The 23,746-nt window shown below is 70.6% G+C and carries 22 protein-coding genes and 1 riboswitch; of the genes, 18 read left to right on the forward strand and 4 right to left on the reverse strand.

What is annotated here, in order from left to right:
• Nucleotides 1–12 precede the first annotated feature (12 nt).
• Complete coding sequence (locus ASG73_RS08470; protein WP_156466214.1) at nucleotides 13–939, forward strand: DNA-3-methyladenine glycosylase family protein; 927 nt, start codon at nucleotides 13–15, stop codon at nucleotides 937–939.
• A 174-nt stretch (nucleotides 940–1,113) separates the two neighbouring features.
• Here ASG73_RS08470 and ASG73_RS08475 read toward each other — a convergent pair whose 3' ends face one another.
• Entirely contained in the window at nucleotides 1,114–2,019 is a 906-nt protein-coding gene (locus ASG73_RS08475; RefSeq protein WP_055993490.1) for a 2-phospho-L-lactate transferase CofD family protein, read from the reverse strand.
• Between the two features lie 180 nt (nucleotides 2,020–2,199).
• Between ASG73_RS08475 and ASG73_RS08480 the strand changes: the two genes are divergently transcribed.
• The 3 genes from ASG73_RS08480 to ASG73_RS08490 all read left to right on the forward strand — a co-directional run bounded on the left by ASG73_RS08480 (nucleotide 2,200) and on the right by ASG73_RS08490 (nucleotide 7,018).
• The gene (locus ASG73_RS08480) at nucleotides 2,200–2,469 is read left to right on the forward strand and encodes a WhiB family transcriptional regulator (RefSeq protein WP_055993492.1); all 270 of its coding nucleotides are present in this window, start codon (nucleotides 2,200–2,202) and stop codon (nucleotides 2,467–2,469) included.
• 77 nt (nucleotides 2,470–2,546) lie between these two features.
• Nucleotides 2,547–5,546 (forward strand): glycosyltransferase, encoded by a 3,000-nt coding sequence (locus ASG73_RS08485; protein ID WP_055993493.1) that lies wholly within the window; start codon nucleotides 2,547–2,549, stop codon nucleotides 5,544–5,546.
• Entirely contained in the window at nucleotides 5,543–7,018 is a 1,476-nt protein-coding gene (locus ASG73_RS08490; RefSeq protein ID WP_055993495.1) for a DUF5719 family protein, read from the forward strand. The genes ASG73_RS08485 and ASG73_RS08490 overlap by 4 nt, the downstream gene beginning before the upstream one ends.
• A 30-nt stretch (nucleotides 7,019–7,048) precedes the next feature.
• Here the strand turns inward: ASG73_RS08490 and ASG73_RS08495 are convergent, their stop codons facing one another.
• A complete protein-coding gene (locus ASG73_RS08495; protein ID WP_055994476.1) occupies nucleotides 7,049–7,378 on the reverse strand; it encodes a metallopeptidase family protein in 330 nt (109 codons plus the stop codon).
• 139 nt (nucleotides 7,379–7,517) lie between these two features.
• On the opposite strand from ASG73_RS08495, the gene ASG73_RS08500 reads away from it, so the two are divergent.
• From ASG73_RS08500 to ahcY, 8 genes are all read left to right on the forward strand, one after another.
• Nucleotides 7,518–7,901 carry a DUF3499 domain-containing protein gene (locus tag ASG73_RS08500; RefSeq protein WP_055993496.1) on the forward strand — a complete coding sequence of 128 codons (384 nt, stop codon included), beginning with the start codon at nucleotides 7,518–7,520 and terminating at the stop codon, nucleotides 7,899–7,901.
• Nucleotides 7,902–7,956: 55 nt separating this feature from the next.
• Nucleotides 7,957–9,390, forward strand: coding sequence for a phosphomannomutase/phosphoglucomutase (locus ASG73_RS08505; RefSeq protein ID WP_055993498.1), 1,434 nt, complete (start codon nucleotides 7,957–7,959; stop codon nucleotides 9,388–9,390).
• Nucleotide 9,391: 1 nt separating this feature from the next.
• Nucleotides 9,392–9,583, forward strand: coding sequence for a Trm112 family protein (locus ASG73_RS08510; RefSeq protein ID WP_055993500.1), 192 nt, complete (start codon nucleotides 9,392–9,394; stop codon nucleotides 9,581–9,583).
• A 7-nt stretch (nucleotides 9,584–9,590) separates the two neighbouring features.
• Nucleotides 9,591–10,769 carry an SIS domain-containing protein gene (locus ASG73_RS08515; RefSeq protein WP_055993502.1) on the forward strand — a complete coding sequence of 393 codons (1,179 nt, stop codon included), beginning with the start codon at nucleotides 9,591–9,593 and terminating at the stop codon, nucleotides 10,767–10,769.
• On the forward strand, nucleotides 10,766–12,193 hold the full coding sequence (locus ASG73_RS08520; protein ID WP_055993504.1) for a mycothione reductase: 1,428 nt from the start codon (nucleotides 10,766–10,768) through the stop codon (nucleotides 12,191–12,193). Before ASG73_RS08515 ends, ASG73_RS08520 begins: the two co-directional genes overlap by 4 nt.
• 73 nt (nucleotides 12,194–12,266) lie before the next feature.
• Nucleotides 12,267–13,232, forward strand: coding sequence for a DUF808 domain-containing protein (locus tag ASG73_RS08525; protein WP_055993507.1), 966 nt, complete (start codon nucleotides 12,267–12,269; stop codon nucleotides 13,230–13,232).
• 7 nt (nucleotides 13,233–13,239) lie between these two features.
• Complete coding sequence (locus tag ASG73_RS08530; protein WP_055993509.1) at nucleotides 13,240–13,758, forward strand: GNAT family N-acetyltransferase; 519 nt, start codon at nucleotides 13,240–13,242, stop codon at nucleotides 13,756–13,758.
• Nucleotides 13,759–13,933: 175 nt separating this feature from the next.
• On the forward strand, nucleotides 13,934–15,382 hold the full coding sequence (gene ahcY, locus ASG73_RS08535; RefSeq protein ID WP_055993511.1) for an adenosylhomocysteinase: 1,449 nt from the start codon (nucleotides 13,934–13,936) through the stop codon (nucleotides 15,380–15,382).
• A 112-nt stretch (nucleotides 15,383–15,494) separates the two neighbouring features.
• On the opposite strand, the gene ASG73_RS08540 is transcribed toward ahcY, so the two are convergent.
• Together ASG73_RS08540 and ASG73_RS08545 are read right to left on the reverse strand one after the other, a co-directional pair.
• On the reverse strand, nucleotides 15,495–15,830 hold the full coding sequence (locus tag ASG73_RS08540) for a DMT family transporter (protein ID WP_055993513.1): 336 nt from the start codon (nucleotides 15,828–15,830) through the stop codon (nucleotides 15,495–15,497).
• A 1-nt stretch (nucleotide 15,831) separates the two neighbouring features.
• Nucleotides 15,832–16,146: a DMT family transporter gene (locus tag ASG73_RS08545; protein WP_055993515.1), complete on the reverse strand. Its 315-nt coding sequence runs from the start codon at nucleotides 16,144–16,146 to the stop codon at nucleotides 15,832–15,834.
• 10 nt (nucleotides 16,147–16,156) lie between these two features.
• Nucleotides 16,157–16,223: riboswitch (guanidine-III (ykkC-III) riboswitch) on the reverse strand.
• 88 nt (nucleotides 16,224–16,311) lie between these two features.
• On the opposite strand from ASG73_RS08545, the gene mtrA reads away from it, so the two are divergent.
• The 6 genes from mtrA (at nucleotide 16,312) to ASG73_RS08575 (ending at nucleotide 23,573) form a co-directional block, all read left to right on the forward strand.
• Complete coding sequence (gene mtrA, locus ASG73_RS08550) at nucleotides 16,312–16,989, forward strand: MtrAB system response regulator MtrA (protein ID WP_055994479.1); 678 nt, start codon at nucleotides 16,312–16,314, stop codon at nucleotides 16,987–16,989.
• 2 nt (nucleotides 16,990–16,991) lie between these two features.
• Nucleotides 16,992–18,707 (forward strand): MtrAB system histidine kinase MtrB, encoded by a 1,716-nt coding sequence (gene mtrB, locus ASG73_RS08555; RefSeq protein ID WP_082567107.1) that lies wholly within the window; start codon nucleotides 16,992–16,994, stop codon nucleotides 18,705–18,707.
• Complete coding sequence (locus ASG73_RS17890) at nucleotides 18,704–20,485, forward strand: GerMN domain-containing protein (RefSeq protein WP_156466215.1); 1,782 nt, start codon at nucleotides 18,704–18,706, stop codon at nucleotides 20,483–20,485. The genes mtrB and ASG73_RS17890 overlap by 4 nt, the downstream gene beginning before the upstream one ends.
• Before the next feature lie 629 nt (nucleotides 20,486–21,114).
• Nucleotides 21,115–21,315, forward strand: a complete 201-nt coding sequence (locus ASG73_RS18380; protein ID WP_235499423.1) for a phosphoribosyltransferase family protein — start codon at nucleotides 21,115–21,117, stop codon at nucleotides 21,313–21,315.
• Between the two features lie 175 nt (nucleotides 21,316–21,490).
• Nucleotides 21,491–22,159: a ribosome hibernation-promoting factor, HPF/YfiA family gene (hpf, locus tag ASG73_RS08570; RefSeq protein ID WP_055993520.1), complete on the forward strand. Its 669-nt coding sequence runs from the start codon at nucleotides 21,491–21,493 to the stop codon at nucleotides 22,157–22,159.
• Nucleotides 22,160–22,349: 190 nt separating this feature from the next.
• The gene (locus ASG73_RS08575; protein WP_055994484.1) at nucleotides 22,350–23,573 is read left to right on the forward strand and encodes a winged helix-turn-helix domain-containing protein; all 1,224 of its coding nucleotides are present in this window, start codon (nucleotides 22,350–22,352) and stop codon (nucleotides 23,571–23,573) included.
• Nucleotides 23,574–23,746: the final 173 nt, after the last annotated feature.

Raw genomic sequence — 23,746 nt, forward strand, 5'->3', positions numbered from 1 at the left:
ACAATCGATGGCGTGAGCACCCAGCCGCAGGAGAGGACTCGTCGCCACCGGCCTGCCTCCGAGATCGATCTCGACCTGGTGATGGCTCCCTTCGTCCGAGGGGCCGGGGACCCGACGAGCCACCTGGGCAGCGACGGCAGATGGTTTGCCTGGACGACTCCGGACGGGCCGGTCACCCTCAACCTCACCGACGAAGGGGGCGATGTCCGGGCCCGCGCCTGGGGAGCCGGCGCGGAGTGGATGCTGGAGCAGGTGCCCGACCTCCTGGGTGCCCGCGACGACCCCAGCGGGTTCACGCCGCACGACGACGTCGTCGCGCGAGGCTGGCCACGACTGTCCCGCTGGCGGGTCCCCGCCAACGGTCTCGTGGCCCAGATGCTCGTGTGCTCCGTCCTGGAGCAGAAGGTCACCGGACGTGAGGCCTTCTCCAGCCAGCGCCAGCTCGTGCGGCGCTTCGGCACGCCGGCACCGGGACCCGGCGAAGAGCTGGGCATGGTCTGCCCGCCCAGCCCCACGCACTGGGCGCAGATCCCCTCGTGGGCGTGGCTGCGGGCCGGCGTCGACGGGGCCCGCTCGCGCGTCGTCGTCACCGCCATGCGCGTCGCGGGACGCCTCGACGAGTGCGCCGACCTGCCGCTGGAGCAGGCACGCAGTCGGATGCGCTCACTCCCGGGCGTCGGCGTGTGGACGGCCGCCGAGGTCGCGCAAAGAGCCCTCGGAGACCCTGACTCGCCGAGCTTCGGTGATTATCACGTCGCCAAGGACGTGACCCTGGCGCTCGACGGCGAGGTCGGCGACGACGCCCGCATGGCCGAGCTGCTCAAGCCCTACGCCGGGCAGCGGTACCGGGCGCAGAGGATCATCCAGGCCACTGCCGGACATCGGCCACGCCGCGGCCCTCGACGGTCCCTGCCGACGCACCTGCCGACGCGGTTCTAGCGGTTGTCGGCCTGTCGTCCGACCCTTGGCCGCACCAGGCCGGGCTGTCCGCCCCCTTCGCGGCCGTCCCGTGGCGGTGTGTCGTACTGCGGCTGGTCCCAGTCCGCGACCCGAAGGCCCCGATCACCGGTGGTCCGTGAGGTCGGGCTGGGCGAACTGCAGTACGACACCCGCTCAGGCGCGCAGGTCCTGAGCGAGGGCGAGGGCGTCGGCGGCGACCAGGGCCGCGGGGCGGGTGAGGTCGACGTGGCGCGTCGTCCAGCGAGCGCCCGCGGCAGGGGCGTCGTCGGGGCCGGCGAGCCAGCCGCCGAGGAGGTCACGGTAGAGGCCGGCGACGGCGGCGGACGTCGGTTCGGCGCCGACAGCGGCGAGCGAGGGGCCCAGGTCGGCCAACGCCGGGCTGACGCCGACCACGGGAGCGGAGGTGCCCCGCAGCGCGTCCCGGACACCGGGGACACCGAGCACGATGCCGATCGACAGGACGGGGTCAGCGGGGGCCAGCAGGACGACGTCGGCCTCGCGGAGGGCGTCCAGGACCCCCGGGGCGGCGGTGGCCCGGTCCATCCCGGCGACGATGAAGCGGGTCGCGGTGGGAGCGCCAAGGCCGTGGCGCCACTGCTGGACGTGGACGGCCTGCTGCTCCTGCTCGCCGTCCAGGACCGCGTGCGTCTCGACGGGCACGTCACTCATCGGCAGCAGGCGGACCCCACGCTCGTTCAGCCCCCGCCGCTGCGCCAGCGTGGAGGTGACCTCGCTGAGCGTCGCGCCCTGGCCCAGCCAGGCCGTGCGGGCCAGCTGGACGGCAACTTCCCCATCACTCGCCCGGTACCACCCGGGGTGCACGCCGAGCGAGGTGAGCTCGTCGGTGACCCCGGTCGTGGTGGCGGGCGGGTCGTCCGACAGCTCCGCGAGCAATCCGTCGAGGTCGGGACAAGCGCGAAGTCCCGCGAGGGTGATGTCGTCGCCGGTGTTGGCGATGACCGTCACCTCCGCCCGGTCGGGGGAGTGCTGCAGCTGGTCGACCAGACCACTGACGAACTGGGCGCCGGCGAGCCCGCCGGAGATCACGGTGATGCGCATGCGCACATCGTCGCAGCCCGGCCGCGGCGAGGGTCACCCGGCGTACCGTTCGAAGACTCCATAGCCTGCTCGGCTTGACGACGCACGCATGACACGCATGTAATTACAGACATGTCACGCACCGAGAGCATCGGTGCAGGCATGAAGGACAGGGTCGGGTGCCGAGGTCGAGGAGGGACCATGCACGAACTTCAGTTGATCATGGGTGGCGAGAACACCGACGAGTTGTCGGAGATGTCTTGGCAGGAGCGCTCGCTCTGCGCACAGACGGATCCGGAGGCGTTTTTCCCTGAGAAGGGTGGCTCCACTCGCGAGGCCAAGAAGGTCTGCGTCGGGTGCGAGGTGCGTCAGGAGTGCCTCGAGTACGCGTTGGCGCACGACGAGCGCTTCGGTATCTGGGGCGGTCTGTCGGAGCGCGAGCGGCGCAAGCTCAAGAAGCGCGCAGTCTGACTGATGGCGAGGTCGTGACGCAGCCCAGCCCCACGTCGACCTCCGCCTCCCCTTCCCGGCGGACGACAACGCCCCCGGTGACCGTCACCACGGTCGTCGTGGCCCGCACCAGGGAAGACACGGGACAGGTCCTGAGCGCCCTCCTCGCGCAGGACCGCCTCCCCGATCGACTCCTCCTCGTCGACGGCTCCTTGGACGGGCTGGGCGACACCACAGCTCTCCTCGCCCCCGTGGACCAGGCCGGTATCGACGTCCTGACGAGCACCTTGGGACCTCGCCGAGGCATCCGTCGGATCCTGCCGGCCATGATCGAGCGCCTGCCGCGAGCCCCGGTCGGCCGCGACCTCGTGTGGGTCCTCACCTCTCGTGCGCGTCCCCACCCGCAGGCACTGCGCCGACTCGTCGCGGCCACCGGCCGAGGCGTCGGCATGACTGCTCCCAAGCTCGTCGACGAGAGCGACCCGACGCACATCGTGCGGCTCGGTCTGCAGGTGACCCGCGCCGGTCGCATCGTCCCGGAGCCCGTGGCCGGGACGACCGACCAGGGGCAGCACGACGCTGACGTCGACGCGATCGCAGCGCCGCTGGACGGACTGCTGCTTGACCGAGGGGTCTACGAGTCCCTGGCGGGCCACGACCCGACGCTCGGCGACTTCGGCGCCGACCTCGACCTCGGCTGGCGCTCGCAGCGGGCGGGCCGTCGCGTCGTCCTCGTCCCTGACGCGCACGTCGCCGTGCGCCAGACCGGTGCCGAGCGTCGACCGACCGCGAGTCATCGGCGCCAGGCCCGCCGTGTCGCCCTGACCCGAGCCCACGTCACGTCAGCTCCATTCCTCGCCCTGTGGATCGCCGTCAGCAGCCTCCTCACGGGGCTGGTCCTCATCGCTCTCAAGCGGCCGGGCATGGGTGCCGACGAGCTCGCCAGCCTCCCGGCTGCCATCGACGTGCGCACCCTGCGCTCGCGACTGCGCGGCCGTGCTCCGCGAGAGGTCGCTCGCAGCGACCTCGACGCGCTCTTCGTCCCCGCCCACGAGGCTCGCAGACGCCTGGTCGACGACGCCCGAGGGTCCGTCGGCCGCGATCGCGGGGTCGAGGCCCGCTCGCTCGAGGTGGAACGAGGAGGTGGCTGGCTCAGCCACCCCCTCCTGTGGCTGCTCCTGCTCACGAGCCTGCTGTCGGGTTGGTCAGCCCGCCACATCACCGGAGAGCTGCGCCATCACATCGATTCCGGCCTGGTGGGCGGCGAGCTGCTCGGTGGCCGAGCCACCGCGGGCCAGCTGTGGGACTCGTGGTGGATGGGCTGGCACGGCCAAGGGTGGGGTGGCGACACCGAGCAGAGCCCCGCGCTCGTCGTGCTCGCCCTGCTGAGCAAGGTCGTCGAATGGATCCCGGGTCTGGGCTCTGCCCACTCGCCGGCAGGTCTGGTGCTCTCCCTGCTCGTCGTGACCGCGCTCCCGCTGGCGGCAGCCGTCGCCTACGTCTCCTCCCGCACCTTCACCGAGCACCGGTGGTTGCGCGCCGCCGGCGCCCTCGCGTGGGTGACCTCGGTGCCTGCCGCGATGGCGGTGGGCGAAGGCCGGATCGGTGCCTTGTGCGTGCTCGTCCTCGCACCTCGGCTCGCGGCCGGTCTCGTGCGAGCGACCCGGCGCCGCAGTCGCCTGAGTGATGCTGTGCGCACCGCCCTCTGGGGCAGCCTGCTGGCCGCTGTCGCTCCCTTCGCCGGTGTGGCGGTCATCATCGTCGGCGTCGGCCTGCTCCTCGTGGGTGACGCCCGTCGCCGCGGCCGGGGGATCGTCCTGGCCGCGATACCTCTGCTCCTCGCCGGCCCGTGGCTGCTCGCCCTCCAGAGCGACCCGCGCCGTGTCCTCGCCGGCTGGGGCATGACGGACACGCCCGGAGCCGGCACGCTCAACCAGCTCGCCCTCGGCCAGCTGCCCGGTGGGGCCGTCACGACGTGGTGGACCGCCGCGATCCTGGCCCTCGGCCTGGTGGCACTCCTCGTCCCCGGTCGTCGTCCGGTCTCGTGGGGAGCGGCGCTGCTCGCAGTCCTCGGTCTCGGGTGGGCCGTGGGAGCCTCGCACCTCGTCATCGGCCATCGGCCCGCCGGCAGCGCCGACGCTGGGGCAGCCATCACGCCGTGGGCCGGGACGGGGCAGATCCTGCTCGTCGGGGCGGCCGTCGTGTCGGTCCTCGCGGCTGCCGATGTCCTGCCCCATGGCCTGCGCGGCACCGGCCGTCGCCGGTGGTTCCTGCTGCCCGCACTCGTGCTGCCCATCGCAGCGATCGGCAGCGGGATCGTCGTCGGGCAGCACTCCTACGGTGACCAGCTGACGACCTGGCGTGACCCCCGTCCCCTCGTCGCCACGGCGGCGGCCGAGGGGCCGCAGGCCTCACGAACGCTCGTCGTCGAGACCGACGACGCCGGGATCACCTACCGCCTCGTCGGGTCCGAGCCGGGTGACCTGGTGCGTGATCTGCCGGTTGCCCACCCCCCGGTGCCGGGGGAGGAGGAGGTCGCCGCGGCGGTGGCCCAGCTCCTGGGCGCAGGCGAAGGGGACCGGGTCCCGAGCGAGGTGCTGGCTCGCCACGGCGTCTCCCACCTCGTCCTGATCACCCCTGGCGACGCCCGGCGTCGGCTGATCGATGCATCGCCGGGACTTGCCCGGCTCGGCACGACCGGAGGGAGCACCACTTGGGCGGTGCGCGCGCCCGTCACCGACGGATCCACGCCGACCCGGGTCCGGGCGGTGACCGACGGGTCGAGCCGCCCGCTGGCCAGTCACAGCCATGCCGACACCGATGGCTCGGTGCCCGTGTCCGCGGCCGACGAGCTGGTGGTGGCGGAGTCTCTCGACTGGAGCGATCAGGTCGAGGTGCGCGCCGACGGCCGGCTCCTGCAGGCGCAGACGCACAGCGCGATCCCGACCTATGAGCTGCCCGAGGGCAGTGATCAGGTGAGCATCGCCGTCGGCGCCGAGCACCCGGTCTGGAAGGTCCTCCAGGGCCTGACGCTCCTGCTCGCGCTCTATCTGGCACTCCCCACGGAACGGCGCGTCGACCCGGAGGACGAGCGATGAGCAGACGCAGCATGCCCGGCCCCTGGCTGCACGGCGCCGGCAGGGCGGTTCTCGTGGCCGGAGCGGCGGCAGGGCTCGTCCTCGGGGCCGGACGCCTGGGGGCCGCGCCGACGCAGCCGCAGTCCCCGGATGCGCTGCCCAAGGTGGCCACCTCACTCACGACCTCCTACTGTCCGGGTGACCCCTTCGCGGCAGGTGACAAGGGGACGCCGCGGGCCGACGTCCGGGGGAGCGTGGACGCGCACGCGGCGCCGCCGAAGGTCCTCGAGGGGGTCGTCACGCCGTCCGACGAGCCGGGCGCGATCACGATCGAGGACGTGGGCGCGACTCCGGCAGCGCCTGTTGACGAGAAGCCGCGCAGTGGGCCGATGAAGGAGAGTGTCGACCGCCTGGACCAGCACCCGCAGCACGTGCGCGGTAGCGCCGATCGTGCGCCGGGCCTGCTCGCGACGCAGAGCTTCCTCGCCTCCGGCAAGCAGGTCCGTGGACTCGCGGCCACGCCCTGTCTCGCGCCGACGGCCGACGCGTGGTTGGTGGCCGGCGGGGGAGCGGAGGGTCGCCAGGAGCGACTGGTCCTCACCAACCCCGGCGGTAACCCGGTGACCGCGAGACTCGATCTCGTGGGGACCGCCAACGTCGACTCCGCTGACCGCTCGGTCGTCGTCCCTGCCCGCGGTCGCAGCGTCGTTCTCCTCGATGCGATCGGTGGGACCGGCCGGGCCCAGGCCGTGCACGTCACGACCACTGGTGGACTCGTCGTCCCCACCATCGTCGAGCACCACCTCGACGGACTCACCACTGCCGGCGTCGAGACGATCTCACCGACCATGGCTCCGGCCAAGCGCCTTGTCCTGCCCGGCAGTGCCGACGCGAGTGCTCGGGGGATCGTCCTGGCCGCACCGGGCTCGCGGGACGCCGTCGTCCAGATCCGACGTCTGGGAGAGGGTGCGGCACGTGGGGTCGAGGTCATCACCGTCCCCGCGGACACCGTGGTCGACGTGGACCTGCCGGATGTCAGCGGAGTGCGCGGCTGGGTGGTCGAGTCGGACGAGCCCGTCGTCGCGTCAGCCCACCTCACGACGACGGATGCCGGCGGGCGCTCCGACATGGCGTGGTCCGTGGCGACGCCGTCCTTCGGCAGTCTGGGAGGTGTGGCGCTTCCGTCCACGCCGGCCAGTGGAGTGCGTCGGTTCGTCGACGTCACCGCGACCGGAGGTCCAGCGAGCGTGGACGTCCTCCTTCTCGAGGACGGCGCGATCAGGACGGAGCGGCTCGACATCGAGCAGGACCGTGGTGTCCGGGTCGACGCCAAGGGTGCGAGCGCGGTCTGGGTGCGGCCGAGCACCGGCCGGGTGCACGCGGCGGCCATGATCGTGGGACGTCCTGGGGGCACCCGCGCCGAGGCGACGTCCCTCCCGATCCTGCCGGCGCGCGTCGCGGTGCGGGACCAGCCGGTCAACTTGGTGCGTTGAGCCAACGGGCGTGAGCCCACCGAGGGTCGGTCACCGGCGGTCCGGGTCCACCTCGTCGGGGTCGACGCCCAGGAGCAACGCGACCTGCTCGACCATGACCTCGTGGACGAGCTCCACGTGGTCGCCACCGCGGACGATGGTCTCGATCGGCCGCCGGTAGACGACGATGCGTGCCGGGAGGGGGCCCTGAGCCGGCCACAGGCGGGCGAGGGGCACCGCGTCCTCCCACCCGGCGGGGTCGGACGGAGGGACGTCCTCCACGGCGAACTCGATGCCCGCCCATCGCTTGCCCAGGACCCCGCGGAAGCGCTGGGCGGTGTCGGCGACGAGGTCGTCGAAGGCCTCTGCGCGGGTTGCCATGGTGGGCACGGCGGGGTGGGCGAGGGGCCCTCGCAGGCCCCGACCACGACGATCCCGATGACGACTCACTCCTCGATCGTAGGCGCCCGACCACGGCGTGCCTTCGAGGAACAGGGCCGACGTGGCCTAACCTGCACGGGTGACCCTCTCCCGCCAGTGCTCCCGTGCCGCGTGTGCGCGCCCGGCTGCCGGGACCCTCACGTACGTCTACTCCGACTCCACGGTTGTCCTGGGGCCCCTCGCCACCTATGCCGAGCCGCACGCCTATGACCTGTGCGAGGACCACGCCCAGCGCCTCACCGCCCCGCGCGGGTGGGACGTGGTGCGCCTGGCCATCGATCAGCCCGCACCGGCGACCTATGACGACCTCGTGGCCGTGGCCGAGGCAGTGCGCAAGCGTCCTGAGCCCAAGACCGACTCGGAGCGCACCGCGCACGTGACGACGACAGCACGTCCGGAGCCGAGCAGCGTCACCGAGACGGGACGACGCGGCCACCTGCGCGTCCTGCGCGACCTCGACTGAGAGACCACCTGCGGGGCGACACCGAGCCCCTCTCGTGGCGAACTAGGCTGACGGCGTGACCACCAAGCTCTCCGACTTCGTCAAGGCATACGACGTGCGCGGCGTCGTGCCCGACCAGCTCAACATCGACGTGGCACACGCTCTGGGTGCTGCCTTCGCCGAGGTCGTCGCGCTCGCCGACGGAGCATCTGCCGTCGTCATCGGGCACGACATGCGGCCGAGCTCCCCGGAGCTCGTCGACGCGCTCGCTCGTGGCATCACCGCTCGGGGAGTCGACGCCGTCCTCATCGGCCTGGCCAGCACCGACGGGCTCTACTACGCCAGCGGCGCCCTGGGGCTGCCGGGCGCGATGTTCACCGCGAGCCACAACCCTGCGCAGTACAACGGGATCAAGTTCTGCCGCAGCGGTGCCCGCCCGGTCGGGCAGGAGACCGGCCTGGCCCAGATCCGAGACCTGGCCCAGCAGCACCTCGACGCAGGAGTCTCGACCTTCGACGGCGTGCGCCCCGGCTCGATCACGCACCGAGATGTTCTCGCGGACTACGCCGGCTTCCTGCGTGGCCTGGTCGATCTGTCGCAGGGTCGTCCGCTGCGCGTGAGCGTCGACGCCGGCAACGGCATGGGCGGGCTCACCGTTCCGGCCGTCCTGGGCACCGAGTCGGGGCTGCCCGAGCTGCCGCTCACGATCGACCCGATGTACTTCGAGCTGGACGGCACCTTCCCCAACCACGAGGCCAACCCCCTCGACCCCAAGAACCTCGTCGACCTTCAAGAGCGCGTGCGCTCCCACGGCGCCGACATCGGCATCGCCTTCGACGGGGACGCCGACCGCTGCTTCGTCGTCGACGAGCAGGGCGACCCGGTGAGCCCCAGCGCGATCACGGCGATGATCGCCCGACGTGAGATCGCGCGCGAGGTCGCGGCCGGCCGCTCGGCCGCCGACGTGGCGATCGTGCACAACGCCATCACCTCGGCAGCAGTGCCCGAGATGATTGCCGAGGACGGAGCCCGTCCGGTGCGCACCCGGGTCGGCCACTCCTACGTCAAGTCGGTCATGAGTGACAACGACGCCGTCTTCGGCGGAGAGCACTCGGCGCACTACTACTTCCGCGACTTCTGGTTCGCCGACACCGGCATGCTCGCTGCCATGCACGTCCTGGCCGTTCTCGGGGAGACCGATGCCCCGCTCAGCGAGGTGATGGCTCCCTTCGAGCGGTATGTCGCCAGCGGCGAGATCAACTCGACGGTCACCGATGCCGCGGCGGTCACCCAGCGGGTCCGGGAGCACTGGGTCACGGACACGACGACGGTCGACGAGCTCGACGGGCTGACGATCACCCACCCGGCGAGCGATGGCGAGCCCATGTGGTGGATCAACCTGCGCCCGAGCAACACCGAGCCGCTCCTGCGGCTCAATGTCGAGGCCGCCGACGAGGCGACGATGACCCGCGTGCGAGACGATGTCCTGACGATGATCCGAGAGGTCTGACATGAGTGAGTCGACGATCGAACCCTGGCTGCGCGAGATCCTGCGCTGCCCCGCGTGCCGAGCCGAGCTGCGTGACGAGGCCGGCGCGACCGGTCCCGAGCTCGTGTGCACCGGCGAGTCGTGCGGTCTGGCATATCGCGTGGACGACGGCATCCCCGTCCTCCTCGTCGACGAGGCCCGGCCGAGGGTCTGAGGCGACCGTGGCTCCCTTCGACGAGACGCTGCTCGACGACGAAGGACGCCGCCGCGCCATCGACCGGGCCGACCTCCTGCGGGCGCTCGCGGGCGCAGGTGCCCAGGTGCGCGAGGCCATCACCCTTGCGGCCGAGAGCGACCTGGCACGGGTGGCCGGCGGCGAGCGGCCCCGGGCCGTGCACGTCGCCGCCGTCGGTGGCGCCGAGAGCGTCAGCACCGTGCTCGACCTGCTGATCTCCCGCAGCGGCCCGGTCCTGCTCACCTGCGACGGCTCCGGTCCCTTGCCGGGATGGGTCGGTCCGCTCGACCTCGTCGTCGCGATCTCCCTGTCCGGTCGGGCGGAGGGCCCCGTGCGACAAGCACGCGAGGCGGCTCGTCGCGGCGCGCACGTCCTGACGATCGGGGCCGCTGACAGTCCCCTGTCGGGGGCCGCAGCCGCCGCCCACGGCGTCCACCTGCCGATCGGCCCGGGGGTCGGGCACTCCCGAACAGCGTTGTGGGGCATGGTCGCTCGCGCAGTCCTCGCCATCAGCGCCTGCGGCATCATCGACATCCGGCCGATGGTCCTGGCTGCCGTCGCAGACCGCCTCGACGAGCAGGCGGAGCGCTTCCGGCCCGATGCGGAGTACTTCGTCAACCCCGCCAAGGTGCTCGCGACGGACCTCTCCGGGCTGACCCCCGTCGTCCTCGGCGACGGACCGGTCACCGGTGTGGCGGCCCAGCGGACCAGCGCCATGCTGGCCCGCACCGCACGCACCCCCGCGACGTGGGGGCGGCTGCCCGATGCCGCAGCCCAGGTCGTCGCCTGCCTCTCCGGTCCCTACGCGAGTCCTGCAGGGGAGACCGGCGGAGCGCACGACGTCTTCACCGACCCCTACCTCGACGGACCGAGCGGACCGAGGCTGGGTCTGGTGCTGCTCCGCGACCCCGTCCCCTCCGAGGATGCCGACCACGCCGAGCACGAGCGCCACAACACCGCCCAGTCGGTGGCCGACCGCGCGACCTCGTCCGGTGTGCGGGTGCTCGAGCACATGGCCGCTCCCGGGCACGACCTGGAGCGGCTGGCCGAGCTGGTCGCCCTGGGTGACTTCGCCGCGGTCTACCTCGCGGTCGGCCACGGGCTCGACCCGGCGTCGGTCCCCGGGCTCTTCGACCTGCACCTCCCACGGAAGGCAACAGAGTGATCGACGTCGACATCGCCGTCATCGGCAGCGGATCGGGCAACAGCCTGCTCACCGATGACCTGGCGGACCGCACCTTCGCGATGATCGAGGGAGGCGCCGTCTTCGGAGGCACCTGCCTCAACGTCGGGTGCATCCCGACCAAGATGTACGTCCACGTCGCCGAGGTGGCCACGACCGTGCGCGAAGGGGGGCGCCTGGGTGTCGACGCCACCCTCCAGCGGGTGCGCTTCACCGACGTCCGCGACCGGGTCTTCGGCCGCATCGACCCCATCGCCGACGCGGGGGAGGCCTACCGTCGCGACGGCGAGGGCGTCGAGCTGGTGCGGGGCCACGCCCGGTTCACGGGTCCACGGACCCTGTCGGTCGAGACGCACGACGGCAGGACGCAGGAGGTGCGGGCCGGCCAGGTCGTCATCGCCACGGGGGCGCACGCCGTGATCCCGGACGACCTCGGCCGGTCGGCCGAGCGGGCCGGGATCACGCTGCACACCTCCGACACCGTCATGCGGCTCCCGGACCTGCCCGATCGGATGCTCGTCGTCGGTGGCGGCTACATCGCTGCCGAGATGGCACACGTCTTCTCGGCCTTCGGCAGCGAGGTGGTCATCGCGGCGCGCAGCGACGCCCTGCTGCGTCACCTCGACGAGGACATCTCGCGTGCCTTCACCTCCGCGGCCGTGGAGCAGTGGGACGTGCGCACCGGAGCCACCGTCACGGACCTCGCCCGCGACGACGAGGGGACCATCACGGCCACCCTCTCCGACGGGTCGACGGTCGAGACCGACGTGGTCCTCGTCGCCACCGGACGCGCGCCGAGCACCGACGACCTCGGGCTGGAGCACGCGGGAGTCGACCTCCACGACGACGGCAGGGTCGTCGTCGACGAGTACGGCCGGACCACCGCCGAAGGGGTGTGGTCCCTCGGGGACGCCAGCTCCCCCTTCCAGCTCAAGCACGTCGCCAACCAGGAGGCCCGCGCGGTCGCGCACAACCTCGCCCACCCGGAGGACCTGCGCGCCTTCGACCACGCCGCCGTCCCGGCCGCCGTCTTCACCCATCCGCAGATCGCCTCGGTGGGCCTGACCCAGGCCGAGGCCGTCGAGCAAGGGATCGACGTCACCGTCAAGGTGCAGGCATACGGCGACACCGCCTACGGCTGGGCCATGGAGGACACGTCGAGCCTGTGCAAGGTCATCGCCGACCGGCGCACAGGACATCTCGTGGGCGGGCACCTCATCGGGCCGCAGGCCTCCACGCTCATCCAGCCGCTCATCCAGATGATGGCCTTCGACCAGCCGGTCGCCGACATGGTGCGTGGTCAGTACTGGATCCACCCTGCCCTGACCGAGGTGGTCGAGAACGCGCTCCTCGGCCTCGAGCTGAACCCCGCGGAGGACGTCCTCGAGTCGCCGCCCGCGGCGTGATGGTGCCTCGGCGTCCCTGCCGCCACTACGCTGTGCCCGTGCTGATGACCCACGAGACCGCAGGCCACGTCCGATGAGCGGCGGACTCGTCGCGCTCCTCGACGACATCTCTGTCCTGGCGCGAGCTGCGGCAGCCTCCATCGACGACGTGGCTGCCGCCTCTGGCAGGGCCAGCGTCAAGGCCGCCGGTGTCGTCGTCGACGACACTGCCGTGACACCGCGCTATGTCGACGGTCTGAGCCCCAAGCGTGAGCTGCCGATCATCAAGCGGATCACCATCGGCTCGCTGCGCAACAAGCTCGTCTTCATCGTCCCGGCGATCTTGTTGCTCAACGCCTTCATCCCGTGGATGCTGTCGCCGCTGCTGATGCTCGGCGGCACGTACCTGTGCTTCGAGGGCGCGGAGAAGATCTGGGAAAAGCTGTCGGGCCACGGGCAGGCGGCCGAGGAGGAGGCAGCCGCCGCTGACGAGGACACCATCGTCAAGGGCGCCGTGACGACCGACTTCATCCTCTCGGCCGAGATCATGGTGATCTCGCTCAAGGCCGTCCTCGACGAGGGGCTCAACGACTCCTTCTGGTACCTGTTGGCCGTCATGATCGTCGTGGCGATCGCCATCACCCTCGTCGTCTACGGCACCGTGGGCCTCATCGTGAAGATGGACGACATCGGGCTGGCCCTGTCCCAGCGCCGATCGGGTCTGTCGCAGGCCGTTGGTCGCGGTCTCGTCAACGGCATGCCCAAGTTGCTCACCGTGCTGTCCGTCGTCGGCGTCGCCGCGATGCTGTGGGTGGGTGGGCACATCATCCTCGTCGGCCTCGAGGAGACCGGCTGGCTGCCGCAGCCCTACGAGTTCGTCCACCACCTCGAGGTGGCCGTCCACGACGCCACGGGCGCTCTCGGGGGTGCCCTCGGCTGGCTGACCAACACGGTCGGCTCCGCGGTCCTCGGCGCCGTCGTCGGCGCGGTCGTCGTGGCGATCTTGCACGTCCTGCCCTTCGGCAAGAAGCACGAAGGGGAGAGCGCCACCGCGCACTGAGGCCGACGTGGACGCGCTCATCACCCCCCTCCACGTCGCGGACGCGGACGCGCTCGCGGTGCTGCAGAACCGGCTGTGGCGCCTGACCTACGGCGGTCTGCTTCCTGCGCAGCTGTTGGCTGCCCGGGACGACGACGCCAACTGCCGCGTCTGGCGGGATCGGGCGATGGTCCACGAGCGGGACGGACGATCGGCCGAGGGTGCCGTGACGCTCGTCGCCCACGATGCCGCGGGTGTCCCGGTCGGTTGGGCGACCACCGGGCCCGCCCGCGACGACGACGCGCCCACGGCCATCGAGCTGTGGTCTCTCTACGTGGCCCCGGAGCTGCATGGCGCCGGAGTGGCGCGGCAACTCCTGGCGGCGGTCCTCCCTTCGCCGCCGGCGCACGTGTGGGTGGTCCGCGGCAATGGGCGAGCCGTCGCCTTCTACCGCAAGTCAGGCTTCCTCCTGGACGGAACGACGAAGTTCGACGAACGCCTCGGTGCGCACGAGTTGCGGCTGGTGTGGCACCGCGCGCCCAACTGATTCGAAGAAGGATCGCCACCTCGTGGTCGCGTTCCTTCATCGACCCACCTGCCGCCGTGGAGGACTGCGCCGACCCGAGCACCTAGACTGATCGCAGCCGGCGTGGGTGATGACCCGCGAGAGCCCAGAAGGGTCGCGCCGGGTCCGATCCCATACCTGTCACAGGAGTTTTCACGTGTCCTTCGACTACAAGGTCGCCGACCTGGGCCTCGCCGAGGCCGGCCGTCACCAGATCCGTCTTGCCGAGCACGAGATGCCCGGCCTGATGAGCATCCGCAATGAGTTCGCGGAGTCGCAGCCCCTCAAGGGCGCCAAGATCGCCGGCTCGCTGCACATGACCGTGCAGACCGCGGTCCTCATCGAGACCCTCACCGCCCTGGGCGCCGAGGTGCGCTGGGCCAGCTGCAACATCTACTCGACGCAGGACGAGGCCGCTGCGGCCATCGTCGTCGGCGCGGGTACCCCCGAGAACCCGCAGGGTGTCCCGGTCTTCGCCTGGAAGGGCGAGTCCCTCGAGGAGTACTGGGACTGCACCGAGCAGATCCTCACCTGGGCCGACGACGCTGCGCCCAACATGATCCTCGACGACGGTGGCGACGCCACGATGCTCGTCCACAACGGTCGTGCGTGGGAGCAGGCCGGCCAGGTGCCGCCCACGACGGAGGAGGACCCCGAGGAGTTCACCGTCGTCAAGGCGCTCGTGCGCCGCACCCTCGAGACCGACCCGCAGAAGTGGACCAAGGTCGCCGCCAACATCAAGGGCGTCACCGAGGAGACCACCACGGGTGTCCACCGCCTGTACCAGCTCGCCGAGGCCGGAGAGCTGCTCTTCCCGGCGATCAACGTCAACGACGCGGTCACCAAGTCCAAGTTCGACAACAAGTACGGGACCCGTCACTCGGTCCTCGACGGGCTCAACCGCGCCACTGACGTCCTCGTCGGCGGCAAGGTCGCCGTCGTCGCCGGCTACGGAGACGTGGGCAAGGGTGTCTCGGCCGCACTCTCCGGTCAGGGCGCTCGCGTCGTCGTCACCGAGGTCGACCCGATCTGTGCGCTGCAGGCCGCGATGGACGGTTTCCAGGTCACGACGATGGAGAAGGCTGCCGAGTACGGCGACATCTTCGTCACGACCACCGGGTGCTACGACGTCATCACCGCAGACCACATGGCCACCATGAAGAACAAGGCGATCGTGTCCAACATCGGTCACTTCGACAACGAGATCGACATGGCCGGCCTTGCTCGCACCGAGGGCATCACCAAGACCGAGATCAAGGCGCAGGTCCACGAGTGGACCTACCCCGACGGCCGCTCGATCATCGTGCTGTCCGAGGGCCGCCTGATGAACCTCGGCAATGCCACCGGTCACCCGAGCTTCGTCATGAGCAACTCCTTCGCGGACCAGACGATCGCCCAGATCGAGCTCTTCGGCAAGGCCGATGAGTACGTCGACGAGCAAGGCAACCCGACCGTCACGACGCTGCCCAAGCACCTCGACGAGAAGGTCGCACGACTGCACCTCGATGCCCTCGGCGTCGAGCTGACCGAGCTGACCAAGACCCAGGCCGAGTACCTCGGCGTCGACGTCGCCGGACCGTACAAGCCAGAGCACTACCGGTACTGATTCACCGCGGGACGACGAAGGGGAGGCGCGTGCGCGCCTCCCCTTCGTCGTCCCCTGCATTGCCATAGGGGAATGCAGGCAAGACCGTGCATTGCCATAGGGGAATGCAGGGTTAGGTGCGCCGAGGGTCGCCGGAGGGGACGAGCTTGAGGCCGATGACGGCCGCGACGATGCCGGCGAGGAGCAGGGCCTTGGTGGGGGAGAAGACCTCGTCGCCGGTGGCCATCGCCCAGGTGACGGTGAGGGCGGCGCCGACACCGGTCCAGATCGCGTAGCCGGTGCTGATCGGAATGGTGCGCACGGCGAATCCGAGTCCGCCCATGCTCAGCGCCAGGGCGATGAAGAAGACGAGCGTCGCCACAGGGTTGCTGAACCCGTCGGACTGGCCGAGAGCCGTTGCCCAGACGGCCTCGAGCACGGCGCTGCCCAGCAGGACGACCCACGGCACCTCAGGCCACCACCTTCAGGCCGACGACGCACCCGACGAGGAGTGCGATCAGGGCCAGCCGGGCCGGGGAGGCGAGCTCGTCCCCCTTCGCCATGGACCACGAGACGGTGAGGGTGGCGCCGATCCCGACCCAGACCGCGTAGGCCGTGCCGGTGGAGATGATCGTCATCGCCCACGCGAGACCGAGCATGCTGGCGGCCAGCGAGACGGCGAAGATCATGGAGGGAACCGGGCGGGTGAATCCTCGAGAGGCGGAGAGGGCGCTGGCCCAGACAGCCTCGAGCATCCCCGAGACGATGAGCACGATCCATGACATGGGACTCCTTCGTGAGTCCGTCTTGTCGTGGTGCGGGTACGGCTCCCTCGTCCGCAGGCCCGCTCGCCGAGCCTCACCCCTCACGCTATCGACGGTGGCTCCTCGTTGTCACCCCGGCCCTGTGTGATGATGGGCGAGCCGTATCACCCGTGGGAAGGGAAGACCGTGAAGGGACGTGTCCTCGTCGTCGACGACGACCAGGCTCTGGCCGAGATGCTCGGGATCGTCCTGCGCAAGGAGGGCCTCGATGTCGCGCACGTCGCGGACGGTGCCCGCGCGATCGACGCCTTCCACGAAGCGCGCCCCGACCTCGTCCTCCTCGACGTGATGTTGCCCGGCATGGACGGCATCGAGATCTGCCGCCGACTGCGACAAGAGTCCGGCGTGCCCATCGTCATGCTCACTGCCCGCACGGACACCGTCGACGTCGTCGTCGGCCTCGAGTCCGGCGCTGACGACTACATCGTCAAGCCCTTCAAGCCCCAGGAACTCATCGCACGCCTGCGGGCCCGTCTGCGTCGCGGTGACGAGCCGGAGCCCGAGCGCCTGACGATCGGCGACCTGGTGATCGACGTGGCCGGCCACTCGGTCAAGCGGGGCGAGCAGTCCCTGGCCCTCACCCCGCTCGAGTTCGACCTCCTCGTGGCCCTCGCCCGCAAACCGTGGCAGGTCTTCAGCCGCGAGGTGCTCCTCGAGCAGGTCTGGGGCTACCGGCACGCCGGTGACACCCGCCTGGTCAACGTGCACGTGCAGCGACTGCGCAGCAAGATCGAGCACGACCCCGAGAACCCCCAGATCGTCGTCACCGTCCGGGGTGTCGGGTACAAGGCAGGGCCGTCCTGACGATGTCCTCGGGCCCCCTCACGGAGGAGACCGAGGCCCCGGACACGTCCAGACCCGAGGGTGAGGCGAGTGCGGCACCTCGCGGCGACGGTTTCGTCGTCCGCCAGGTCAAGGCGCTCGTCGACCTGTGGCGTCGATCGCTGCGGTTCCGCGTCGTCACGAGCACGCTGATCCTCGGTCTCGTCGTCGTCTCGATCATCAGCCTGACGATGTACCGGTCGATCGCCGACGGACTGGTCGACAACCGGGTCAGCCTCGCGCAGGCCGAGTCCCGCAAGCTCACCGACGACGCGCAGGCGGGGTTCAACGGCTACACCGGAACCCCTGAGCTGCCCGTCTTCGCGAGCAACCTCGTCAACCGCACCCTCAAGGCACCGGCTGGCGACGAGAGCCGGTATGTGATCTTCACCCGGAGCGTCGACAACACCTCTGACGTGCGCATCCCGTCGGAGGAGTCCGACGACGTGAGCCTCGAGTCGGTACCGAGTGCGTTGCGTCAAGCGGTCTCGGCCGACCCCAGTCGCCAGCAGACGATGGTCATCGACCTGGACCGACCGACCGCTGATGCCGTCGGGTCCGCCCTGCCGGGGCAGTCATCGAGCTCGGAGACCATCCCCGCGGTCGTCGTCGGCTCGCAGGTCGAAGTGCCGAGCGCGGACAAGTACGACATCTACTTCATCTATCCGATGGATCAGGAGCAAGCGACCCTCGGGACGATCTCGCGGTCCTTCATCCTCGGCGCGCTCTTCCTCATCGCCCTCGTCTCGGCGATCGCCTACATCGTGACCAGCATGATCGTCACCCCCGTGCGACGTGCCGCAGCGGCCGCAGAGCGGCTGTCCTCTGGCCACCTGAACGAGCGGATGTCCGCGCGGGGACACGACGACCTGGCCCTCCTCGGGCAGTCCTTCAACGAGATGGCCGACAACCTGCAGACGCAGATCCGTCAGCTGGAGGGCCTCTCACGGGTCCAGCAGCGGTTCGTCTCGGACGTCTCGCACGAGCTGCGGACACCGCTCACGACGATCCGGATGGCAGCCGATCTGCTCCACTCCTCCCGCGATGAGATGGATCCGGTCTCGGGGCGCTCTGCAGAGCTCTTGCACGACGAGCTCGACCGCTTCGAGGAGCTGCTGGCCGACCTGCTCGAGATCAGCCGCTACGACGCGGGCGCGGCGGTGCTCGAGCAGGACCCCGTGGACCTCTTCGCGATCGTCGATCGCGTGGTCGCCTCGACGACGTCGATTGCCGACGCGCGGGGCAGCGAGGTCACCGTGCACCGGACGTCGGGTCAGCGGGCTGTCGCAGAGGTCGACGCCCGGCGCATCGAGCGAGTCCTGCGCAATCTCGTCGTCAACGCCATCGAGCACGGCGAGGGACGACCCGTCGACGTCTGGGTGGGCGCTGACGACGAGGCAGCGGCCGTCCTGGTCGAGGACCACGGCGTGGGGCTCAAGGCGGGGGAGGCCTCGCTGGTCTTCAACCGTTTCTGGCGGGCCGACCCCGCACGTACCCGGACCACAGGCGGATCCGGACTGGGCCTGGCCATCGCACTCGAGGACGCGCGTCTGCACCACGGGTGGTTGCAGGCATGGGGCGAGCCCGGAGCCGGATCCCGTTTTCGGCTGACCGTGCCTCGGGTCGCCGGCGGACCACTCGCCGGGTCCCCCCTTCCCCTCACGCCACGAGACGGAGACCTCCCGGGAGCGAGCTCATGACGCGTCGACCAGGAGTGACGCGCCGCGGCGTCCTGAGCCTGGCCGCGGTGGGGGCTCTCGCCGGATGCGGTCTGAGCGCGGATCCCACCGTCCGTCCCGGCCTGAAGGTCGACGGTGAACCGCCCGTTCCGCTCAATCGCATCCCGAACAAGCCGGACGTGGGAGCCACACCCGAGCAGATCATCGTCGGGTTCCTCCACGCCGGTGCCACGAGCGGGGAGCGGCTCGACGTCACGCGGTCGTATCTCACCGACACCCTCGCTCGCGGCTGGATCCCCGACAGCAAGACCGTCATCTACGGCGGGGGGGAGCCCCCGATCCACGCGGTGAAGGGCCGTGCGGACACCTACCGGCTGAAGGTCCACGTCCAGGCCACGATCGACACCGAGGGGCGATATTCGGTGGCCCCGCCCAACCTGTGGGAGACCTTCGACTTCTCCATGAGCGCGGTGGAGGGCGAGTGGCGCATCAGTGAGCTCGAGAGTGGCTTCGGCCGGATCCTGCAGGTGCAAGAGGTCGGCTTCATCTTCCGCGACTACCCGGTGCACTACCCGGCCATCGGGTGGAACACCCTCGTCGTCGACCAACGATGGTTCCCCCAGGACCAGCTGGCGACCCGGTTGGTCCGCGCACAGCTGGGTCGGGTACCGGATTACCTCGAGGACGCCGTGTCGACGGACGTGGGGGCGCGACTCGTCGTCGACGCGGTGCCGGTCCGTGACGGCATCGCGCGGGTGGACCTCGACAGCGAATCGGTCTCCGAGGACGCGACCACCCGCAAGCAGCTGGCTGCGCAGATGGTCGCGACGTTGATGTCGCTGCCCGCCGTGACCGAGGTCGAGATCACCCTCTCGGGCAACAAGATGGACCTGGGGGTCAAGGAGCCCCTCACCACGCCGGAGCAGCTGGGCTTCGTCGACCGAACGCAGACCAGCAACCCCCTCGTCATGGCCCGTCGAGGAACCAAGCTGGTGCGTGTCGGTGATCGCTTGGGATCGGTCTCCCGACAGCACATGAGCTCGGCGACCTCGCCCTTCGAGGCGATCCCCACCTCGTCACGACGGCTGGCCCTGCGCCTGGACGGCAAGGAGGTCGCGGCGGTCTCGCGCAGCGGTCGGGATCTCGTGCGATATCACGAGGACGGCGTACACATCGACGTCCCGACCTTCGCTGCCGGGATGGCCGACCCGTGCTACGACTACGGCGGAGTGCTGTGGATCGGTGGCTCCGGCCTGGGCCGAGAGAGCGGGCACCGGCTGTGGGCCATCAACGCGACGGTCGATGCGAGCGATGTGAAGGCGGCTGCTCCGAAGCATGTCCCCACGCCGTGGCTCGGTTCCCGCTTGGTCCAAGCGGCAGTCGTCTCGCCTGAGGGCAGCCGCATCGCCGTCATCTCGGAGGAGGTTCCGGGGGCGGGCAGCACGCTGGAGGTCGCGGGGGTGGTTCGTCGAGCCAACGGTCTGCCGACCAAGACCTCGCCGCAGACCTTCCGGATCGCAGCATCACTCGTCGAGATGATCGACGCGGTGTGGGTCGGTCCGACGACGCTGGCGGTCATCGGTCGGCGCGACAAGCAAGCGGTGCTGCAGCCCTATCTCGTGCACGTGGGCGGCCAGGTCGAGCCGATGACCGAGCGGCCGGGAGCCGTCAGCATCACCACCACGGGCGACGACAAGGACGTCGTCCTCACGACCGAGGGAGACCGCGTCTTCCAGCGCTCGGGCGGCCGGTGGCAGGAGCTCAAGCCGCTCACGGGAGCGGTCGCCGCAGGGGTGTGATCCACAAGGGACGAGTCCACAGTCGGCTCGTCCACCCCTTCCCCCGCATCGCGGGGCGAAGGCTGCACGACATCGAGACTTCGACGGTGGGTGGTGCGACGGTCGGGGAGCTCGTGCGGGCAGCACTGGACCTTGTCCTGCCCCGCAGCTGCGCGGGTTGCGGCCGGCCCGGCGAGTCGATCTGTCGGCCGTGCCGCGGGGAGGTGGCTGGCCTCGCCCTGGAGGACCTCGGGTTGCTGGCGCCCAGCCCGGTCCCGCAGGGATGGCCCGGGTGCACGGGGACCGTGCGCTACGAAGGGGTGTCCGCGCGACTGATGAAGGCCTTCAAGGACGGGGGGCGGCGCGACCTTGCTGACCCCATCGCTCGGTTGCTCGCGGATGCAGTGGCGCGTGCTGTCACAGCGGGTGCGCACGACTTCGGCCGCGCGCGGATCTTGCTCGTTCCGATCCCGTCCGCGCCGGCAACGACTCGCAGGCGAGGGGATCGTCCGACCCTCATCCTCGTGCAGCATGCGGCCCGACTCGTCGGACCGGGTGTGGTCACGGCCTCAGTACTGTCGATGGCGAGGGGGACCGCGGATCAGGCAGGCCTGGACCGTGCAGGCCGCCAGGACAACCTGGCGGCGGCCATGCGGGTGGTAGAACCAGACGTCGTGCGAGGGCGGGACTGCGTGCTCGTCGACGACGTCCTCACCTCAGGCGCGACCCTCGCCGAGGGGCGTCGAGCGCTGCGTGCAGCAGGGGCTCGGTCTGTGGGGATGGCCGTCTGCATGGTCACTCCACGAAGGTTGCCAGCGTCCGCCCTACCTTTATCCAGACCCCCGGACTAACGTGTCGGCATGGGCCCATCGCTGGACCGGATGAACCGGAGCGGAACAGGGGCCTTCCGCGTTCTCGGGCGGCAGCCCGCGACGATCGCACTCCGCGGACGGGTGGTGGTGCCAGGAGCAGTACGTCCTCGCCAGGCGTGACAACTCGCAACACCGACGTCCCCAGGAGGACTCCGTGGAAATTGCCATCACCGGACGCAACGTCAATGTCTCCGATCGACTGCGCGAGTACCTCGACACCAAGCTGTCGAAGGTCCCGCAACTCGATCCTCGCGTCCAGCGGATCGAGGTCATGGTGAGTCACGAGCCCAACCCACGAAGGGCCAAGACCAGCGAGCGCGTCGAGATCACGTGCCGCTCCAAGGGTCCTGTCATCCGTGCAGAGGCCGGCCATGACGACCGTCAGGCCGCAGTCGACCTCGCCGTCGACAAGCTCCTCGAGAGACTGCGCCGTGCCCACGACAAGCGCAATGTCCTGCGTGGCCGCCGTCGCACGTCCGTCGCCGAGGCGACCGCCACGCTGACCGAGCCACTCGCGACAGACCTGCCCCCCGAGGACTTCGCAGACGAGCCCGACCCGTTCGGGACGATCGGCGACAGTCCGATCGAGGTTCGCGAGAAGGTGCACGAGTCGGCACCGATGCCCCTCGCCGAGGCCGTGCGTCGCATGGAGCTCGTCGGGCACGACTTCTTCCTCTTCCACGACTCCGACAACGGCCGCCCGAGCGTCGTCTACCGCCGACGCGGCTGGTCCTACGGCGTCATCCACCTCGACGTGCAGGACCAGGTCGAGGCCCCGACGGTCAACGGCACCCCCGTCGAGGAGCCGGTCTCTGTCCGCTGACGACCCCGTGGCTCAGTGATCCACGACCCGCGTGGCTGAGTGGCGTGGACGAAGGCTCGGACGGCCCTAAGAAGAAGTCCGGGCTGGTTGGTCTGAGGTCCCCCCTCGGTCTGCCGGCCCGGACTTCTTCATGAGTCGTGCCGCCCCGACCTTCGCCCACGTCTCGCGTGGCCCCGCGGCCGGACTGAGGATGTCGGTGGGGTACGGCAGTCTTGATGATGTGCGCACTCTGACTCCAGCCGCCGCCCGTCGCATCGCCATCGCCGCCCAAGGTCTGGCGCGGCCCAGACCGCAGCACACCCCGACGACCCGGGACCTGCAGCGGGTGGTCGACACCGTCGGGTTGGTGCAGATCGACAGCGTCAACGTCGTGGCTCGCAGCCAGTACCTGCCCTTCTTCTCCCGGCTGGGTCCCTATGACAGCGCGCTCCTGGACCGGATGCGCGATCGCGCACCGCGGCGGCTCGTGGAGTACTGGGCCCACGAGGCGAGCCTGATGCCACCGAGCACGTGGCCGCTCATGGAGCACCCGCGGATGCGACGGGCGCTCGACGGCTCCTGGGGCGGGATGCAGCGCGTCGCGCGAGAGCACCCCGAGGTGGTCGCTGCCGTGCTGGAGGAGGTCCGAGCCGGTCGCCCGCGCACCACCCGCGAGCTGGAGGCCGCCCTCGGGCACCGACGGGACGGGCAGCGAGAGCACTGGGGCTGGAACTGGTCGCTCGCCAAGCACGCCCTCGAGCACCTCTTCTGGGCCGGTCAGATCTCCTCTGCGGGACGCACCACGCAGTTCGAGCGCCGGTACGCCGCACTCGAGCGCGTCGCCCCGCCGGCACACGCGCAGGTGTGGCTCGACCCGACGGCCAGGCACGCCGAGCCCGATGCCTACGTCGAGCTGGTCCGCATCTCGGCCCGCGCCATGGGGGTGGCGACCGAGGCCGACCTCGCCGACTACTTCCGCCTGGAGCGTCGGCAGGTCCGGCCGGCCATCAGCACCCTCGTGGCGACCGGGGAGCTGGAGCCCGTGCTCGTCGCGGGATGGTCGCAGCCGGCGTGGTTGCACGTCGACGCCCGCCGACCACGTGCCGTGCACGGCAGGGCGCTGCTGTCTCCCTTCGACAGCATGGTGTGGTGCCGCCCGCGGGTGGAGCGTCTCTTCGACTTCCACTACCGGCTCGAGATCTACACACCTGCCGTCAAGCGCGTGCACGGGTACTACGTGCTGCCCTTCCTCCTCGGCGACGAGCTCATCGGGCGGGTCGACCTCAAGGCCGACCGGTCTGGGGGTGCTCTGCTCGCACGCCAGATCACCTGGGAGCCGGGGCGCGGAGGAGCGGACGAGCGGCGGGAGCTGAGCGAAGAGTTCGGGCAGATGGCGACCTGGCTGGGACTGAGCGACGTCATCGGGGCTGAGTAGCAGATCTCCTCCCGGGCGGCATCAGACGCGGCCGACGGACGGGGAAGGGCCGGGCGCAGGGCCAGGGGGAACCACGAGAGTCGAGTCGTCGTTGACCCGGGTCAGGGTGCCCCGTCGTGCATGGGGCTCGTAAACGATTAGCCTGTGATCAGACTGTTTCGGGCAGCGGTGCT

The organism is Janibacter sp. Soil728 (assembly GCF_001428305.1).
In the GTDB taxonomy this organism is placed as follows: domain Bacteria; phylum Actinomycetota; class Actinomycetes; order Actinomycetales; family Dermatophilaceae; genus Janibacter.